We start from the raw sequence: 16,689 nt of genomic DNA, 5'->3' as shown, positions 1-16,689 counted from the left end.
GCACTCAGAAGGTTACGTCAGCAGCTGACGGCTGCTTATTCCCTGTGCGACGGCTTTGCGACGTGCATTTGCTTAAAGGATGGGCGGGGAAGCGGCGTCATTCCGGGGCGCGACGAAGTCGCGAGCCCGGAATCCATCGGGCCGCAATACCCGAGGCGAAATGGATTCCGGGCTCGACGCTCCGCGTCGCCCCGGAATGACAAGGAGCGTGTGTGGTGACGCCCTGCCTCTACCGCCCCGCCCCATACAGTCGCCGATACTCTTCCTCATACGGCCCATACGAGTCCTTCAGCGTCGCCATGTTGAGCAGCATGGTGGCCACCATCGTGCCCGTCTTGTCGAACACGCGCGTCCTAGCCCAGGCGCTTTCGGTGCGGCGGCTGCCGGACAGCGCGACCACCTCGCGCTCGACTTCGTACTTTTCGTCGACGAAGAGCGGGCCCTTCACCAGCCTGATCTCCTGGTCGGCGAACAGACCGACCGCCGGGCCCTTGGCCGGCAACGGATCGTCCTTGGAGCGGTACTGGAACAGCACGCTCAGCATCTCCATCGGGATGATCGCCCTGCCCCACGGATTGTCTGAGCCCGAATAGTAAGGAGAGTTCTCGGTGATGACGGCGAGCTTCTGCCTGAGAGAGAACGGATAGAGGTCGCCCATGGTCTGGTCGAACGCCATCCGCACCGCTTGGCGCTTGCTGGTCTGCGCGACCGTCACTTCGCGCAGGATCACGGAATCGGCGAGCGGCTTGAGCTCGGTGAGGCGGGTCTCCAGCGCGGTCGCCGCGTGCGGTTCGCCGACCGAGGCCGTGCCGCGCAGCACTTCGGTGCCGTCGCGCTTGACCATCTGGATCTGGCACTGGCTCGCGCCCGGCAATGGCTTCGACAGAATCGCCTGTACCTCCTCGCCCTCGTAGCAGACGCTGCGGTAATGCGCGGAAAGACAACCACTCTCGAACCACGCCTGTCCCCACAACCGCGCGCCAAGCGGGGCGAACTGGCTGAAATGCGTCGGTCCTTCGATGGTGCCGCCCTTGAAGCCGAGCTTCTGCGCGGTGGCATCGTCATGGATCGAGGCGTGCGCATCGTAGACCTGCGCGTGAAGCATCTGGCGCGGCTGGCGCCACGGCCCGATCAAGGCCTCGGCCGTCTCGGTGATCTCGGTGTCGAATGCGTCTGCGGTCATGATGTTCTCCACAACAAGCCATGACTAGCAGGAGCGCCACGGATGCGGCCAGCGATATTGACTTCGCCGGCCCATGCTCTTGACTGCGATCTCCCGCTTCGCTTAGCCGCAAGCCTCCCGCGGCGCAAAATCCCCCGCCCGACCAGGATAACAAGGACTTCCGAAATGACGCTGATGCAGGTCGAGCTGGACGACAAATACCGGCTCGAATCGAAGCGGATCTTCCTGTCCGGCACGCAGGCCCTGGTTCGATTGCCCATGCTGCAGCGCGAACGCGACCGGCTTCAGGGCCTCAACACCGGCGGCTTCATCTCCGGCTACCGCGGTTCCCCGCTCGGCATGTACGACCACGCGCTGTGGCGGGCGAAGTCTTTCCTCCAGCAGCACGACATCGCCTTCGTGCCCGGCCTGAACGAGGACCTGGCTGCGACCGCGGTCTGGGGCAGCCAGCAGGTCGGGCTGTTTCCCGGCGCCAAGGTCGATGGCGTGTTCGGCATCTGGTACGGCAAGGGCCCCGGCGTCGACCGCTCGGTTGACGCGCTCAAGCACGCCAATGCGGCCGGCACCTCGCTCAATGGCGGCGTGCTGGCGCTGGCCGGCGACGACCATGGCTGCCAGTCCTCGACGCTCGCGCATCAGAGCGAGCAGGTGTTCGCGGCGGCGCTGATCCCCGTGATCAATCCGGCGACGCTGCAGGACTATCTCGATCTCGGTCTCTACGGTTTTGCGCTGTCGCGTTTCTCCGGCTGCTGGGTCGGCTTCAAGGCGATCAGCGAGACCGTCGAAAGCTCGGCGTCGATTGACAGCGACCCTGAACGTATCCAGATCAAGCTGCCCGATGATTTCGAGATGCCGCCCGGCGGCCTCAACATCCGCTGGCCCGATCCGCCGCTGGACGCCGAGAGGCGCCTGTTCGGCCCGAAGATGGCCGCCGTGCAGGCTTTTGCCCGCGCCAACCAGCTCGACCGCATCGTGCTCGATTCAAAGCCGGCCCGGCTCGGCATTGTCGCAACCGGCAAGGCCTATCTCGATCTGCGCCAAGCGCTCGCCGACTTAGGGATTACCGACAAGGACGCGCAGGATCTCGGCCTTCGCATCTACAAGGTCGCGCTGACCTGGCCGCTCGAGGAGAGCGGCGCCAGGCGTTTCGCCGAAGGACTTCAGGACGTACTCGTGGTCGAGGAGAAGCGTGGCTTCATCGAAGACCAGCTGATGCGCATCCTCTACAACATCGACGCGTCGAGGCGCCCGACCGTCACGGGCAAGCGCGACGAGCGCGGCGCGCCGCTGCTGCCGAGCGAGGGCGAGCTGACGCCGACCATCGTGGCTGGCGCGCTGGTGGCGCGGCTGCGCAAGCTCGGCCATCACAGCCCGGTGCTCGAGCAGCGCCTAGCGCGGCTCGAGGCCTTCGACAATCCCGTCACCACCAGCGCGCCGATCAAGCTCGCGCGCACGCCGTTCTTCTGCTCGGGCTGCCCGCACAATTCCTCGACGCGCGTACCGGAGGGCAGCCGCGCCATGGCCGGCATCGGCTGCCACGGCATGGCCCTGAGCATGCCGACCCGCCGCACCGATTTGATCTCGCACATGGGCGCCGAGGGCGTGAACTGGATCGGCCAGTCGCCCTTCACCACCGAGCAGCACATCTTCCAGAACCTCGGCGACGGCACCTACACCCATTCCGGGCTTCTCGCCCTTCGCGCCGCCTCCGCCGCCGGCATCAACATCACCTACAAGATCCTCTACAACGACGCCGTCGCGATGACCGGCGGTCAGCCCGCCGAGGGCGCCTTCAACGTCGCGCAGATCGCGCATCAGGTCTGGGCCGAAGGCGTCAAGCGGCTGGCGATCGTCTCGGATGATCCGGGCAAATACCCCGAAGGCAACTACTTCCCGCAAGGCGCGACCATCCATCACCGCCGCGAGCTTGATGCCGTGCAGCGCGAATTGCGCGACATCAAGGGCCTCACGGTCGTCATCTACGACCAGACCTGCGCGGCCGAAAAGCGCCGCCGCCGCAAGCGCGGGCTCTATCCCGATCCCGCCAAGCGCGCCTTCATCAACGAGCTCGTCTGCGAAGGCTGCGGCGACTGCTCGCAGGCCTCCAACTGCGTCTCGGTGCAGCCGCTGGAGACCGAGTTCGGCCGCAAGCGCCAGATCGACCAGTCGAACTGCAACAAGGACTTTTCCTGCGTCGAAGGTTTCTGCCCGAGCTTTGTCACCGTGCATGGCGGCACGCTCAAGCGCATCAAGACGTCGTCGGTGGACTCCGGCCAGCTGTTCGCCGATCTGCCGCTGCCGCCGGCGCGTGAGCTGGACGGCCCCTACAACATCCTCGTCACCGGCATCGGCGGCACCGGCGTCATCACCATCGGCGCGCTGCTCGGCATGGCCGCCCATGTCGACGGCCGCGGCTGCTCGGCGCTGGACTTCACCGGCCTGTCGCAGAAGAACGGCGCGGTGATGAGCCATGTCCGCATCGCGCCGAAGCCTGAGGATATCTCCGCCGTCCGCATCACCACCGGCGGCGCCGACGTCATCCTCGGCTGCGACATGATCGTCTCGGCAGGTCCCTCCGCGCTCAGCCGCGCCGAACGCGGGGTGACGAAGGCCTATATCAATGCCGATCTGCAGCCGACCGCGAGCTTCGTGCAAAACCCCGATCTCGATTTCGAGATGGGCACGATGCAGACCGTGTTGCGCGACGCCGTCGGCGACAAGAATCTCGACATCATCGACGCGACAGGCATTGCCGCAGCCTTGATGGGCGATTCCATCGCGACCAATCCCTTCATGCTCGGCTTCGCCTTCCAGAAGGGCGCGATTCCGCTGTCGCTGGAGGCCCTGCTCCGCGCCATCGAGATCAACGGCGCCGCAATCGAGATGAACAAGCTCGCCTTCACCTGGGGGCGCCTGGCCGCCCACGACATGTCGCGGGTGCGCAGCGTGCTCCAGTTCAAGAGCCGGGCGTCCGCGCCGACCAAATCGCTCGACGACATCATCGCAACGCGCGCGGAATTTTTGACCGGCTATCAGGACAAGGCGTATGCCGACCGCTACCTCGCAGCCGTCGCCAAGGTGCGCAAGGCGGAGAGCGCGGCCTCGCCCGCGTCCACGGAGCTGACCGAGGCCGTGGCCAAGAATCTGTTCAAGCTGATGTCCTACAAGGACGAGTACGAGGTCGCGCGGCTCTACACCGACGGCAGCTTTGCCAGGAAGGTCTCGGAGAAGTTCGACGGCGACTTTTCGCTGAAGTTCTACCTCGCCCCGCCGATCTTCGCGCAGCGCGACAAGACGACCGGGCATCTCCGGAAGAAGGAGTTCGGCGGCTGGATGATCCACACCTTCCGCGTGCTGGCCAAGCTGAAATTCCTGCGCGGTGGCGCGTTCGATCCGTTCGGCCGCACTGAGGAGCGCCGGACCGAGCGGAAGCTGATCGAGAATTATCTGACGATGATCGATCAGCGGATCGTTGGGCTGAAAGCGGCGCAGATCCCGCTGCTGGCAAGGCTTGCTCGCGTGCCCGAGACGATCCGCGGCTTCGGCCACGTCAAGGAAGGCAATATCAAGCAGGCGATGGCCGAGACGGCGCGGCTGGAAGCAGAGCTCGAGAACAGCCGGTTTGCAGCGGCGGCGGAGTAATGTTTCTCTCCCTCTCCCCGCAAGCGGGGAGAGGCGAAGAGGCCGCCGCCCAGATCACATCTGCTCTTTTGCCAACTCGCGCGTCACACCACCCTCCGCCAGATGCCGTCCCGCGATATACCCGAACGTCAGCGCCGGCCCGAGTGTGATCCCCGGGCCAGGGCAGTTGCCGTTCATGATCGAGCCCATGTCATTGCCGCAGGCGTAAAGGCCCGCAATCGGCGTGCCGTCGCCCCGCAGCACACGGGCCTGCGCATCGACCTTCATGCCGATCGCCGTGCCGAGATCGGCCGGATAGATCCGCAGCGCGAAGTACGGCGCGCGGAGGATCGGCGCGACGCAAGGGTTCGGCTTGTGGCTGATATCGCCGAGATGGCGCTGGTAAATCGTGCTGCCGCGGCCGAATTCGGGATCGCGTCCCTCCTTCGCGTCAATATTGTAGGCCGCGATCGTCGCTGTGAGCACAGACGGCTTGATGCCGATCTTCGCAGCGAGCTGCGTGATGTCGGGAGCTTCGACCAACTCGCCGCTCGCGACATAGCGCCGAAAGTTACGCGTGAACGGCTTGATGCGGCCGAGGCCATAGCTCCACAAAAACTGACGATCGCAGATCAGGTAGAACGGCCGATCGGGCTCGCCATGGCCGTCGCGCAGCATGGCGAGCACGAACTCGTGGTAGGACAGCGCCTCGTTGACGAAGCGCCGGCCCGCAGCGTTGACGGCGATCACGCCGGGCTTGGCGCGATCGGTCACCGTGTGCGGAAAGACGCCACGGCTGCCGTCGGCTCGACGAAACAGCGAGGCCGGCACCCAATAGGCCGGGCTCGTCGCCTCGGTATTGAGCGCAGCACCGGCCGTCGCCGCGAGCCGAAGCCCGTCGCCTGTGCCTGATGGACTGGTCGCCGAGACAAATCCTGCCGCAGGCGGGAAGAACCGCTTACGCAAAGCGGCATCGTGCGAAAAGCCGCCGGTCGCAAGCACCACGCCGCGGCGCGCCGCGATCGCGCGGTCGCGGGAGCCGTGACGGATCACCACCCCGCTGACGCGATCGCCCTGCATCGACAAATCCTCGACATCCGCGCTGAAGAGGATCTCGCCCTGCCGCGCCAGCAGCGAGGCGTAGAGCCGCGCGGCGAGCGCGTTGCCGAGATGCAGCGTGGTGCCGCGCGGGCTGCGCAGCCGCTGCATCATGTATTCCGAGACCAGCCGCGCCGCGCGCAGGGTCGAACGCAGCGATTTTCCGATCCGGCGCAGGTGCGGAATGTCGAGCCGATTGACCATCATTCCGCCAAACAGCGTGAACTCCGGCAGCGGCGGCCGCAATCGCGCGAAAGCCCGGCCCAGCCGCGTGCCGTCGAAAGCCACGGGCTCGAGCGCGCGCCCGCCTGATGTCGCGCCCAGCCGTTCGGGATAATAGTCCGGACAGGTCTTCACCGGCTGGAGCCGCACTTCCGTCTTGGCTTCGAGATAGGTGACGGCCTCAGGCCCGCGCGCGAGGAAGGCCGCGCGCAGGCCGGCATTGGCGGGCTCGGGGACCGTGCTCGACAGATACTGCACGGCATCGGCGACGCTGTCGGAAAGCCCCGCCGCCTTCATCTTGGGATTGGCTGGAATCCAGACCATGCCATCGGACCACGCGGTGGTGCCGCCGACGAACGCGGTCTTCTCGATCACCAGCACACTCAGGCCTTCGGCGGCGGCGACCGCCGCCACCGTCATGCCGCCGGCACCGGCGCCGACGACGATGACGTCGTAAGTCTCATGCGCCGGCATCATGCGGCAATTTTCCGGAGGCGAGGCATGACATCGTCATACCTCGCCCGCGGGCTCGCAGCTAGCGGGCGGGCTTGCGCTCGATCGGATCGATGTCGATCGCCCGCAGGCGGCCGAGCCGCAGCACGTCCATGGCGAGCCGCCGGCCGATCCGGTCGCGGTCGAGCACGCGGATCAGGTCGTCGACGCCGTTGATCTCGACGCCGTCGAGCCTGATCACGACATCGCCGGGCAACAGGCCCGCCTTCGCGGCCGGCCCGTCCGGCTCGATCTGCATCAGAAGCGCGCCCATCTTATTCTCGACGCCGGCCAGCACGGCGTGCCGCCGCGGGACCGGCGCGGTCTGCCCGGCGACGCCGATATAGGCGCGGCGGACATAGCCGTGGCGGATGATCTCCGCCAGCACGAATTGGGCGGTGTTGCTGGCGACCGCAAAGCAGATGCCTTGCGCGCCATTGATGATAGCGGTGTTGATGCCGATCACCTCGGCATTCGACGACACCAGCGGCCCGCCGGAATTGCCGGGATTGAGCGCGGCATCGGTCTGGATGACGTCCTCGATGGTGCGGCCGCTGACCGAACGGATCGAGCGTCCCAGCGCCGAGACCACGCCCGCGGTCACGGTCGATTCGAATCCGAGCGGATTGCCGATTGCGATCACGAGCTGGCCGCGCCGCAGGGTCTTGGAGTTGCCGAGCGCGGCATAGGGCAAGTGGCGCACGCCGTTGGCGCGCAGCAGCGCAAGATCGGTGTCGGGATCGGCGCCGAGCACCTGGGCGTCGCCGACATGGCCTTCCACATCCCGCAGCCGGATCTCCTTGGAGGCGCCGACCACATGGCTGTTGGTGAGCACGAGCCCATCCGGCGAGATCACGATGCCCGAGCCGAGCCCGCCGCGCTCGCGGCCGTTCGGCACCTTGGGCCCGGTCTCGACGCGCACGACGGCAGGGCCGACGCGGTCGGTGACGTCGATCACGGCATTGGAATAGGCATCCAGCAGCGCCCGGTCATCGACCGGCGCAGCCGCTGTCGTTCGCGATGACGAGGCGTCATCGGCGATGTCTGAGGTAAAATCCAGCATGGCAAGAGTCCTTGAGGCTCACACAGATGGTGGCCTGTTCCTGCCGGCGCAAGGGATCCGCCTGGAGCGCAAGGCTGGACTGCCCAGGCGGCTAGGGCGCCCGCCGCAGCGCGCCCCCTTTTGCCTTGACCGGGTCGAGCAGCGACCAGTCGCCATCCGGGAGCACATAGCCCTTCGGGAACGGCGCGCGCAGCTCCAGCCCGAGCGAGCGCAGCACGCGGTCGTCGCGGTAGTAGCACTGGAGAACCACGCGAACGAGGGTTGCGGCAGCCGCGCCGCCGGAGCTGCGGAACTGCTGCGCGACGCCATCGCGCGCGGCGGGTTCGAGGTCCGCCAGCAGCATGCCGGCGAGCCGCGCCAGATGATCGAGCGCAGCCGCGACCGGCCTCGTGTCGCGGCCGAGGGTCGCAAGAATGTCGGCCTGGATGATCTCGTCATCGGCACCGGGAACCCGGTATTCCTCGCTCGGTGGAATGATCATCGCGGCGATGGCGCGCAAATCCTGGCGCTGCCGCGGCGTGAGGGTGATCTGTTCGGTCATGAAAATCCTCAATCGAACAAATTGGCGAGACGCTGCTTCATCTGGTCGGCGATGTAGAGCGCGAGGGCCTGGATGGTCGAGGTCGGGTTGACCCCGCCCGAGGTGACGAAGATGCTGCCGTCGACGATGAAGAGGTTCTTCACGTCGTGCGAGCGGCCCCACTCGTTGACGACGGAGCGTTCGGGATCGGTGCCCATCCGCGCCGTGCCGAGCAGATGCCAGCCGCCCCAGGGGATCGGCGAGTTGACGCAGATGTCGGTCGCACCGGCGGTCTCGAGCACCTCGCGGCCGCGCGCCAGCGCGTGCTCCATCATCTTCCGGCTGTTCTCGCTGATCGTATAGTCGATCTTCGGCGCGGGAATGCCGTGGCTGTCCTTCAGGACAGGATCGAGCGTGACGCAATTGTGCTCTTCCGGCAGGTCCTCGCAGATCGCGGAGAAACCCAGCCGATGGCCGTTGAGCTTGCGGAACACACGGTGATGATCGGCGCCCCAGGGCAGGATGCCCTTCTGCTCGCTGACGACGGCCTCGAACACCGGCCCTGCCCCGCGCACGAACTGGACGCCGTAGCCGCGCACGAAGCCGCGCGACAGATCGGTGTCATACCACTCCTTGCTCCACAGGCAGGTCGGGGGCGCGCGGTTGCTATCGGTCGGCTCCTTCACATAGCCGTAGATCTGCGCATAGGGATGGAACATCAGGTTCTTGCCGACGAGGCCCGACGAATTGGCAAGCCCATTCGGAAAGCGCCCCGACGCGGAGTTCAAGAGCAGCCGCGGCGTGCCGACGCCGTTGCAGGCGATGATGACGACATGCGCCGGCTGGAACTGCTCGACGCCGTCCTTGTCGTAATAGACCACGCCCGAGGCCATGCCGTTCTCGTCGGTGGTGATCTCGCGCACCCGGCAATGGGTGCGCAGCTCGACGCCGGCGCGGACCGCATGCGGCCAATAGGTGATGTCGGTCGAGGATTTGGCGCCTTGCGCGCAGGCCGGCGTGCAATGGCCGAGATTGATGCAGCGAGCCCGGCCCTCATAATCCATGGTCGCGACCGTGGTGTCCGACGGCCACCAGTGCCAACCGAGCTTGTTCATGGCCTTGCCGATGATCGCACCGGACAATCCCATCGGCTGCTGCGGCATCGGCGGATGCGTCAGCGGCGAGAGCGGATCGCCCGACAGGCCGGATGTGCCCATCATCCGGTCGTTCTCCTCGAAGAACGGGGTCAGCGCGTCGTAGTCGATCGGCCAGTCGTCGGCGACGCCGTCGAGCGTTTTCACCTTGAAATCGGAAGGATGCAGCCGCGGCCAGTGCGCGGTGTACATCACCGTCGAGCCGCCGACCGCATTGTAGTTGACGACCTTGATCGGCGAATTGTCGTCGTTGATCGGATAGTCCTCGGGCCGGCCGCGGACGTTCGGGCTCGACGACCACTCGCCGTAGAACTTGGCTTCCCAGTCCCGGCCCGTGCTGGGATATTCCGCCGGGTTCATCCAGCCGCCCTGCTCCAGGCAGAGAATGTGCATCTTGGTCTCGGCCAGCGACCACGCCACCGCCGCGCCTGAAGCGCCGGCGCCGATGATCAGGACGTCCACGGGGTCTTTCATCGCGATCTTTTTCCTCCCCCTCGCCGCTTCCCGGGCGATTCGGCCTCCGCAGTCCGCGAGGCCGGCACGAACGATAGGGTCAGAGCGAGGACTGAGTAAAGCCGCGGGGCCGGAATGTCGCACTTCGCAGGGCGCAGACCATTGGTATCGCCACATCCGGATGCTAGGAACGAGGCGAGCAATCGATAGCGAGACCGTATGTCCTTTGAGAATTCATTTGCCGCCGCCCGCGCTTTCGCGCTTGTTTTGTTACTTGCTCTGCCCGGATTTCTGGCCTCCTCAGCGCCCGGGTTCGCACTGACCGCGACGGCGACCGTCCGGGACGCCAATTCCATCCAGCTTGGCGACGTCACCTACCGGCTCGACGGCGTCGACGCGCCCGAGCTCGACCAGGTCTGCATCGACGATCACGCCGATCCCTGGACCTGTGGCATCGAGGCCCGCGACCAGCTGGGCAAGCTGATCGGCAAACGGGCGGTGCGCTGTGACGATGTCGGGCCGGAAAAGAGCTTTGGCAAACGCCACCGCGCCATCTGTACGGCCGAGGGCGACAAGGCCAGCCTGAACGAGCAACTGGTCAAGCTCGGCTTCGCCATCGCGCGCGAGCCGATCAAGGCCAACGTCAAGCCGGCGGCAGCGGAAGCCAAGACGGCCTCGTCCGGAATCTGGAAGGGCTGCTTTGTTGCACCGCAAGAATTCCGGACCGGCAAGAAGGACGGCGCGCTCCTGGGCGCCGCCTGCCGGCCCGACCGCGACAAGGAAATCCGCGCCGTGCTGTTTCCGGACGAGCTGACGATGCCGCCGAGTTGCAGCATCAAGGGCAAGCTCGCGGTGCGCGCCCGCGTCACCGGCAATATCGGCATCTATCATCTGCGGGGCTGCCCGAGCTATCCGGCAACCACCAAGCCGGACCGCTGGTTCTGCTCGGAGGACGACGCCCAGGCCGCCGGCTTCCGCAGGGCCTATAATTGCCGCCGGCCAAAGTGAACAAGCCGTTCACGCCGCCGTGAGCGGTAGCCGGAGACAGTATTGATCCGGAATTGAACTCCGTCGGGAGTTGCTTAGCTTATAAGCCTACGCAAGCGCTTGCGCGTGCGTTTCCTTGGCAGCAATCCGGTTCGGATTGCTTTGCTCGGGCGTTTCCTCCCTAGACTTGGGCCGCTTGTCACAAACAAGCGGCTCTTCTTTTTTGTGCCCCCTAGTTCCGCATCCGCATGATCTGGTCCATCGGCGGCATGTTCCCGTTGAGGTGCGACATGATCCAGACCGTGCCGCCCACGACCAGGAAGACGACGAGCAGTCCGAAGGCCAGCGCCAGCACGTTGTTGGTGTTGTCAGGGCCCGTGGTGATGTGCAGGAAGAACACCAGGTGCACGCCCATCTGCGCGATCGCCAGCACGATCAGCGCGACCGGGATCGAAGGCTGCCAGACCAGATCGGTGCCGGCGATGAAGAACGACGTCGCCGTGAGCAACAACGCCAGCACAAGACCGACGACGTAACCCAGGATCCGCTCACCGACACTATGCTGCTCTTCCTCGCCCGGCGCGAGATCGTGCCCGGTCGGAATATGGGTCTGATCGCTCATGCGGCCCCCCCAAGCAGGTAGACGACGGAGAACACCCCGACCCAGATGATATCGAGCGCGTGCCAGAACAGCGCAAAGCACATCATCCGCCGCAACACGTCGGCGCGAAAGCCTTTTGCAAAGACCTGGGCCATCATGGTGAGGAGCCAGAGCACGCCGGCGGAGACGTGCAGGCCATGGCAGCCGACCAGCGAGAAGAACGAGGTCAGGAAGGCGCTGCGCGAGGGGCCGTAGCCGCGCGCGACGAGATCGGCAAACTCGCGGAACTCGATGGTCAGGAAGATCAGGCCAAGCACGCAGGTCACGGCCATGCCGAGATAGAACCAGAACCGGTTGCGCACGTCGGCGGCGATGCTGGCCATGCCGCAGGTGAAGCTCGACAGCAGCAGGCAGACCGTCTCGATCGCGACGTTCCGCTGCTCGAAGATTTCCGAGCCCTTGGGGCCGTCTGCGGTCTGGCCAGACAACACCGCATAGGCCGCAAAGAAGCAGGAGAACATCACGATGTCGGAGAGCAGGAATACCCAGAAGCCGTAGGCGGTCACGATCCGCTTCGACGCCGGCCCGGGATGCTCGACCACGAGCCCGATATGATGGGGATCGGCATGCGCACGGCCGACGGTCGCGGTCATCGACATCAGACCACCCCCGCCATGCTGACGAGGCTGCGACGTTCCTCGAGATTGATGCGATCGATGCGGGCGACCTCGTCGGCCGGAATGACGTATTCGTCATGGTCGCGCCAGGCGAACACGACGAAGGTCGCGAACGCGCCGATGCCGCCCAGGATCACCATCCACCAGATGTGCCAGATCAGCGCAAAGCCCATGATGGTGGCGAAGAACGCGCAGATGAAGCCGGTCGGGGAATTCCGCGGCATTTCGATGTCGTGATATTCGGGCGCATCGTGCTCGAACGATTGCTGCCGGGCATGGGTCTTCATGTCCCAATAGGCATCCTCGCCGCGCACATCGGGACTGAAAGCGAAGTTGAAGACCGGCGGCGGCGAGGAGGTCGCCCATTCCAGCGAACGCCCGTCCCAGGGATCGCCGGTGCGGTCGCGCAGGGCCTCGCGATTCCTGATGCTGACGACGAGCTGCATGATCTGGCAGATCACACCGATCGTCAGCACGGCCATGCCGGCCGCCGCAACCAGCATCCAGGGCCGCCACGCCGCGACGTCGTAATGCTGCAACCGCCTGGTCATGCCGAGCATGCCGGCGATATAGAGCGGCATGAAGGTGACATAGAAACCGAGGAAGGTGAACCAGAACGCGAGCTTGCCCCAGCGCTCGTCGAGGCGGAAGCCGAACGCCTTCGGAAACCAGTATTCGAAGCCGGCGAACGCGCCGAACAGCACGCCTCCGATGATGACGTTGTGGAAGTGCGCCACCAGGAACATGCTGTTGTGGAGCATGAAGTCGGCCGGCGGCACCGCGACCAGCACGCCGGTCAGGCCGCCGATGATGAAGGTGACCATGAAGCCGACTGCCCACAGCATCGGGGTCGCGAAGCGAATACGGCCGCCATACATCGTGAACAGCCAGTTGTAGATCTTCACCCCCGTCGGCACCGCGATGATCATGCTGGCGATGCCGAAGATGGCGTTGACGTCGGGTCCCGCCCCCATCGTGAAGAAGTGGTGCAGCCAGACCATGAAGGAGATCACGCAGATCGCCATAGTGGCGAGCACCATCGAGCGATAGCCGAACAGCGCCTTGCCGGAGAAGGTCGACACCACCTCGGAGAAGATACCGAAGGCCGGCAGCACCAGGATGTAGACCTCCGGATGCCCCCAGGCCCAGATCAAATTCATGAACATCATGACATTGCCGCCGGCTTCGTTGGTGAAGAAGTGGAAGCCCAGGTAACGGTCGAGCAGCAGCATCGCGAGCGTGGCGGTGAGAATCGGAAACGCCGCGACGATCAGGAGATTGGAGGCCAGCGTGGTCCAGCAGAACATCGGCATGCGCAGATAGTTCATGCCCTTGGTACGCAGCTTCAGCACGGTGGTGACGAGATTGATGCCGGCGACCAGCGTGCCGACGCCGGAGATCTGGAGCGACCAGGCGTAGTAATCCACGCCGACGCCCGGCGAATAGGACAGCCCCGACAGCGGCGGGAAGGCGAGCCAGCCGGTACGGGCGAACTCGCCGATCACGAGCGAGAGATTGACCAGCAGCGCGCCGGTCGCGGTCAGCCAGAACCCGACCGAATTGAGCGTCGGAAATGCGACGTCGCGGACGCCGAGTTGGAGCGGCACGACGAGGTTCATCAGCCCGATCACGAACGGCATCGCCACGAAGAAGATCATGATGGTGCCGTGCGCCGAGAAGATCTGGTTGTAATGCTCCGGCGGCAGATAGCCCTGCGACTGGTAGGCCACGGCCTGCTGGATCCGCATCATGATCGCGTCGCTGCCGCCGCGCAGCAGCATGATCGAAGCCAGCAGGATGTACATGACGCCGATCCGCTTGTGGTCGACGCTGGTGATCCACTCGTGCCAGAGATACGGCAGATGCCCCTTCACCACGACCCAGACCAGCACCGCGAGGATCGCGACCAGCACCACCGCGCCCGCGATCAGCGGAATGGGTTGATCAAATGGAATGGCCGACCAATCGAGCTTACCGAGCATCGTGGCCTCCACTGTGCGGCCGGCCCGCATCGGATAGCAGTTCCGGACCAGGCCCCGGCGGAATGTGCTGGGTCGCGATCAGGTCGAACAGGCGGGGATCTTCCAGGCGATAGGTCGGCCTGCCCCTCTCGATGCCCTGCTGCATCAGCTTCTTGTAGCTCTCCTCGTTCAGCACGGCATCGGACTTCGCCGTGCTCGCGACCCAATCCGGAAAGGCGAGCGGCGAGATCACTTTGACGTCGAACATCATGTCGGGAAAGCCGTTGCCGGAGAAATGCGCCGACAGTCCCTGAAGCTTGCCCTCGTTGTCGGCGCGCAGGTTCAGCTTCGTCACCATGCCGTTCATGGTGTAGATCATGCTGCCGAGCTGCGGGATGAAGAACACGTTCATCACACTCGACGAGGTGAGCTGAAAATTCAGCTCGGCGCCGGCCGGCACCGTCAGCGTGTTGACGGTGGCGATGCGCTGGTCGGGATAGATGAACAGCCATTTCCAGTCGAGCGAGACGGCCTGAATGCGCACCGGACTGCCGGTGCCCGGCACGGGCGCCGCGGGATCGAGTCGATGCGAGCCGATCCAGGCCACGCCGCCGAGCAGGATCACGGTGAGCGCCGGGATCGCCCACACCACCATCTCGACGCGCCCGGAATAGACGAAGTCCGGCTGGAAGCGCGCTTTGGTATTGGACGCGCGAAACCAGAACGCAAACGCCAGGATCACGATGATGGTCGGCACCACGATCGTAAGCATGATGAAGACGGAATCGACCAGGATGGTGCTGTTGGCGGCAGCCACCGGCCCTTGTGGATCGAGCAGATTCATCGGCAAGCCACTGGCGATTGGGAAGCCCCGGGGGCAAGCCTAACGTGAAAAACGCCCCCGCCGCAAACGCAGTTGCGTGAAGATGGTTCCGCGCCGCGCCTGCTCAACCGCGGAGCGTCTCGCGCGGCGGCATGCAATTCCATGCGATGTCAATGACATCTACGCGGGACGGCCGGCCTTCTCACCTCCGCACTCCATTGCTAGTTTGCACGAAAATATCGGGATGAAACGGGATGCAGGGCCCTGAGGACGATGCCGGCCTCGCCGGCAAGGTGGCGCCCATCAGTGGCAGCGGCGCCGCGGGCGACGGCATCGGCAACGGCAACGGCCGCGCTGCAGCAATTCTGCTGGCCCGCGCCAGCGCAAGAGTGCTGGTGGTCGATGGCGGCGTGACGCTGCAGGCGCCCGAACGCGAGTCCAGAGAACACTGAGGAGACACACGATGGCCCGCCTGCCCTATCTCGAGGCCGACCAGGTCGCGCCTGAATATCGCGACATGCTCAAGCGCAACACCAATCTGCACAAGCTGCTGGTCAACTCGCCGGAGATGGCGCGCGCCTTCAACGGCATCGGCGGCTACATCCGCTTCAAGAGCAAGCTCGACCCGCGCCTGCGGGAGCTTGCGATCCTCCAGGTCGGCTGGATGGAGAAATCGGAATACGAGTTCACCCATCACGTGAAGATCGGCAAGGAGTTCGGCGTCACCGACGAGGACATCGCAGGCCTGATGGCGGAGACCGAGGGCAAGCCCTCGAAGCTCGAGCCGCTGGCCCGGGCGGTCCTGAAAGGCGCCCGCGAGATGGTGCGCGAGCTCGCGATGTCGGACGCGACCTTTGCCGAGATCAAGCAGCACCTGTCCGACGAGCACATGGTCGATCTCGTCCTCACCATTGCCTTCTATTGCGGCGTCGTGCGCGTGCTCGCAACCATGAAGATCGACAACGAGCCCACTTACAAAGAGGTACTCCAGCAGTACCCGATCCCCGGAGTGAACTGACATGCGCTTGAAGGACAAGGTTGCGATCGTCGTCGGCGCCGGCCAGAGCCCTGGCGAAGGCATGGGCAACGGCCGCGCCACCGCGCTGACCTTCGCGCGCGAGGGCGCCAAGGTGCTGTGCGTCGATCATCATCTGGAATCGGCGCAGGAAACCGTCGCGATGATCGCCGAGACCAGCGGCACCGCGGCAGCCTTCAAAGCCGACGTGACCAAAGCCGCCGACATCAAGGCGATGGTCAAGGCGGCGCAAACGCGCTGGGGCCGGATCGACGTGCTGCACAACAATGTCGGCGTCAGCCTGTCCGGCGGCGATGCCGAGCTGCTTCAACTCACCGAGGAAGCTTTCGACCGCGTCGTCGCCATCAATCTGAAGAGCTGCATCCTGGCGGCGAAAGAAGTCATCCCGATCATGCGCGCGCAACGAAGCGGCACCATCATCAACATCTCCTCGATGGCGGCGATCACGACGTATCCATATGTCGCCTACAAGGCGACAAAGTCAGCGATGATCGCCTTCACCGAACAGCTCGCCTACCAGAACGCCGAATACGGCATCCGCGCCAACGTCATCCTGCCCGGCCTGATGAACACGCCGATGGCGGTCGATACCCGCGCCCGCGAATGGCACAAGACCCGCGCCGAGGTCGAAGCCGAGCGCGACAGCAAGGTGCCGCTGCGCAGGAAGATGGGCACGGGATGGGACGTCGCGAACGCCGCGCTGTTTTTGGCGTCGGACGAGGCGAATTTCATTACGGGTGTGACGCTGCCGGTGGATGGAGGGGCGAGCGTGAGAAGAGGATAGCACTCAACTCCGGA

At 65.1% G+C, this 16,689-nt stretch carries 14 protein-coding genes; 5 read left to right on the top strand and 9 right to left on the bottom strand.

From position 1 onward, the window contains the following. Nucleotides 1–229: 229 nt before the first annotated feature. Entirely contained in the window at nucleotides 230–1,183 is a 954-nt protein-coding gene (locus WN73_RS42650) for a hypothetical protein (RefSeq protein ID WP_271558256.1), read from the bottom strand. A gap of 147 nt (nucleotides 1,184–1,330) precedes the next feature. On the opposite strand from WN73_RS42650, the gene WN73_RS42645 reads away from it, so the two are divergent. Then, nucleotides 1,331–4,825 (top strand): indolepyruvate ferredoxin oxidoreductase family protein, encoded by a 3,495-nt coding sequence (locus WN73_RS42645; protein WP_370141105.1) that lies wholly within the window; start codon nucleotides 1,331–1,333, stop codon nucleotides 4,823–4,825. 54 nt (nucleotides 4,826–4,879) lie between these two features. Here the strand turns inward: WN73_RS42645 and WN73_RS42640 are convergent, their stop codons facing one another. The 4 genes from WN73_RS42640 to WN73_RS42625 form a co-directional block, all read right to left on the bottom strand. Beyond that, on the bottom strand, nucleotides 4,880–6,601 hold the full coding sequence (locus WN73_RS42640) for an FAD-dependent oxidoreductase (protein WP_028174724.1): 1,722 nt from the start codon (nucleotides 6,599–6,601) through the stop codon (nucleotides 4,880–4,882). 58 nt (nucleotides 6,602–6,659) lie between these two features. Then, on the bottom strand, nucleotides 6,660–7,679 hold the full coding sequence (locus WN73_RS42635) for a S1C family serine protease (RefSeq protein ID WP_028174723.1): 1,020 nt from the start codon (nucleotides 7,677–7,679) through the stop codon (nucleotides 6,660–6,662). Between the two features lie 91 nt (nucleotides 7,680–7,770). Continuing rightward, nucleotides 7,771–8,220, bottom strand: a complete 450-nt coding sequence (locus WN73_RS42630) for a hypothetical protein (RefSeq protein WP_028174722.1) — start codon at nucleotides 8,218–8,220, stop codon at nucleotides 7,771–7,773. 8 nt (nucleotides 8,221–8,228) lie between these two features. Then, the gene (locus WN73_RS42625) at nucleotides 8,229–9,827 is read right to left on the bottom strand and encodes a GMC family oxidoreductase (protein ID WP_028174721.1); all 1,599 of its coding nucleotides are present in this window, start codon (nucleotides 9,825–9,827) and stop codon (nucleotides 8,229–8,231) included. A 198-nt stretch (nucleotides 9,828–10,025) separates the two neighbouring features. Between WN73_RS42625 and WN73_RS42620 the strand changes: the two genes are divergently transcribed. Then, nucleotides 10,026–10,814 carry a thermonuclease family protein gene (locus WN73_RS42620; protein WP_028174720.1) on the top strand — a complete coding sequence of 263 codons (789 nt, stop codon included), beginning with the start codon at nucleotides 10,026–10,028 and terminating at the stop codon, nucleotides 10,812–10,814. A 211-nt stretch (nucleotides 10,815–11,025) separates the two neighbouring features. On the opposite strand, the gene cyoD is transcribed toward WN73_RS42620, so the two are convergent. From cyoD to WN73_RS42600, 4 genes are read right to left on the bottom strand one after another with little or no spacing between them, the layout of a single operon-like run. Beyond that, entirely contained in the window at nucleotides 11,026–11,415 is a 390-nt protein-coding gene (gene cyoD / locus WN73_RS42615; protein ID WP_011085502.1) for a cytochrome o ubiquinol oxidase subunit IV, read from the bottom strand. Further along, nucleotides 11,412–12,053 carry a cytochrome (ubi)quinol oxidase subunit III gene (locus tag WN73_RS42610; protein ID WP_011085501.1) on the bottom strand — a complete coding sequence of 214 codons (642 nt, stop codon included), beginning with the start codon at nucleotides 12,051–12,053 and terminating at the stop codon, nucleotides 11,412–11,414. The genes cyoD and WN73_RS42610 overlap by 4 nt, the downstream gene beginning before the upstream one ends. Continuing rightward, nucleotides 12,053–14,053 carry a cytochrome o ubiquinol oxidase subunit I gene (gene cyoB / locus WN73_RS42605; protein WP_011085500.1) on the bottom strand — a complete coding sequence of 667 codons (2,001 nt, stop codon included), beginning with the start codon at nucleotides 14,051–14,053 and terminating at the stop codon, nucleotides 12,053–12,055. The genes WN73_RS42610 and cyoB overlap by 1 nt, the downstream gene beginning before the upstream one ends. Beyond that, the gene (locus WN73_RS42600; RefSeq protein ID WP_271558249.1) at nucleotides 14,043–14,876 is read right to left on the bottom strand and encodes a cytochrome ubiquinol oxidase subunit II; all 834 of its coding nucleotides are present in this window, start codon (nucleotides 14,874–14,876) and stop codon (nucleotides 14,043–14,045) included. The genes cyoB and WN73_RS42600 overlap by 11 nt, the downstream gene beginning before the upstream one ends. A 233-nt stretch (nucleotides 14,877–15,109) precedes the next feature. Here WN73_RS42600 and WN73_RS42595 point away from each other — a divergent pair, with 233 nt between their 5' ends. The 3 genes from WN73_RS42595 to WN73_RS42585 are packed head-to-tail and all read left to right on the top strand — an operon-like array spanning nucleotide 15,110 to nucleotide 16,675. After that, nucleotides 15,110–15,307 carry a hypothetical protein gene (locus WN73_RS42595; protein ID WP_271558247.1) on the top strand — a complete coding sequence of 66 codons (198 nt, stop codon included), beginning with the start codon at nucleotides 15,110–15,112 and terminating at the stop codon, nucleotides 15,305–15,307. A gap of 11 nt (nucleotides 15,308–15,318) precedes the next feature. Further along, entirely contained in the window at nucleotides 15,319–15,873 is a 555-nt protein-coding gene (locus WN73_RS42590) for a carboxymuconolactone decarboxylase family protein (protein WP_271558245.1), read from the top strand. A gap of 1 nt (nucleotide 15,874) precedes the next feature. Next, on the top strand, nucleotides 15,875–16,675 hold the full coding sequence (locus WN73_RS42585; protein WP_271558244.1) for an SDR family NAD(P)-dependent oxidoreductase: 801 nt from the start codon (nucleotides 15,875–15,877) through the stop codon (nucleotides 16,673–16,675). Nucleotides 16,676–16,689: the final 14 nt, after the last annotated feature.

This window comes from Bradyrhizobium sp. CCBAU 45394, from assembly GCF_028128655.1.
Lineage (GTDB): Bacteria > Pseudomonadota > Alphaproteobacteria > Rhizobiales > Xanthobacteraceae > Bradyrhizobium > Bradyrhizobium diazoefficiens.
This window is presented reverse-complemented; position numbering and strand designations above follow the sequence as displayed.